At 66.3% G+C, this 1,511-nt stretch carries 1 protein-coding gene; it reads left to right on the forward strand.

Features of this window, described 5'->3' with window-relative positions; translation table 11 throughout:
- The first annotated feature begins 85 nt into the window (after positions 1–85).
- Positions 86–1,437, forward strand: a protein-coding gene (locus ACKUB9_RS34265; RefSeq protein WP_407531158.1) for an IS3 family transposase whose coding sequence is annotated in 2 segments (ribosomal slippage) — positions 86–422 and positions 422–1,437 — 1,353 coding nt in all. Because the reading frame shifts where the segments join, the coding sequence is not laid out codon by codon here.
- The last annotated feature ends 74 nt before the right edge of the window (positions 1,438–1,511 follow it).

Consider the following 1,511-nt stretch of genomic DNA (forward strand, 5'->3'; position numbering starts at 1 on the left):
TGTCCGCCGTCGGCACCCGTGAGACAGAGTGAGGCCCTTCACGAACGGAGGATGGCTGGTTCAGCGTAGCCCCCCAGGAGCGAAGATGAAGCAGACATCCGGGCCGGCGCGGAAGCCGGCAGACGCGGTGATCAAGGACATTCGCCGCGCCACCCGCCGGCAGTTCTCGGCCGAGGAGAAGATCCGCATCGTGCTGGAGGGCCTGCGCGGCGAGGACAGCATCGCCGAGCTGTGCCGGCGCGCAGGCATCGCCACGTCGATGTACTACGGCTGGTCCAAGGAGTTCTTGGAGGCGGGCAAGAAGCGGCTGGCCGGCGACACGGCCCGCGCTGCCACCTCGGACGAGGTCAAGGACCTGCGTCGCGAGGCCAGCGCCCTCAAGGAGGTCGTGGCCGATCTCACGCTGGAGAACCGCCTGCTCAAAAAAAGCATGAGCGGGGCTGGGGAAGACGAGGCATGAGGTACCCGGCCCCTGAGAAGCTGGAGATTATCCGGCTGGTTGAGCAGTCCCCCTTGCCGGTGCGCGCGACCCTGGAGAAACTCGGCATCCCGCGCGCCACCTTCTACCGCTGGTACGACCTCTACCACCAAGGGGGACCCGAAGCGCTGGCTGACCGCCCCTCTCGGCCAAGCCGGGTCTGGAACCGCCTGCCCGCTGAGGTTCGCGAGCAGATCATCGCTCTGGCGTTGGACGAGCCGGAGCTGTCCCCGCGCGAGCTGGCGGTGCGCTTCACCGATGAGCGGTGCTACTTCGTCTCGGAAGCCACCGTTTACCGTCTGCTCAAGGCGCACGACCTGATCACCAGCCCGGCCTACATCGTTGTCAAAGCGGCTGACGAGTTCCGCGACAAGACCACAGCTCCCAACCAGCTCTGGCAGACGGACTTCACCTACCTGAAGGTGGTCGACTGGGGCTGGTACTATCTCTCGACGGTGCTCGACGACTTCTCCCGCTTCATCGTGGCCTGGAAGCTGTGTGCCACGATGCAGGCCAGCGACGTCACCGCCACGCTCGAGATGGCGCTGCGCGCCGCCGGGCTCGATCAGGTGCAGGTGGTGCACCGGCCGCGGCTGCTGACCGACAACGGATCGAGCTACGTCGCTGGTGATCTGGCCGACTGGCTTGGTCGCCGCGGTATGACCCACATCCGCGGTGCGCCGCGCCATCCCCAAACCCAGGGCAAGATCGAGCGTTGGCATCAGACGCTGAAGAACCGCATCCTGCTCGACCACGCCTATCTGCCCGGCGAGTTGGAGGCGCGGGTCGCGGCCTTCGTCGAGCACTACAACCACGTCCGGGCTCACGAGAGCTTGGGCAATCTCACCCCCGCCGACATCTACTTCGGCCGGGACGAGGCCGTCCTGCGCGAGCGGGAGCGGATCAAGCGCCAGACCCTCACCGATCGTCGCTTGCGCCACCACGCGCAAGCTGCCTAACCTCTCAACCCAGGTGGACCAGAGCCTCCGTTCCTGAGGCCCGCAGCCTGTCTCAAATCATCTGACGACGGACA

The organism is Methylobacterium oryzisoli (assembly GCF_046557895.1).
In the GTDB taxonomy this organism is placed as follows: Bacteria; Pseudomonadota; Alphaproteobacteria; order Rhizobiales; family Beijerinckiaceae; genus Methylobacterium; species Methylobacterium oryzisoli.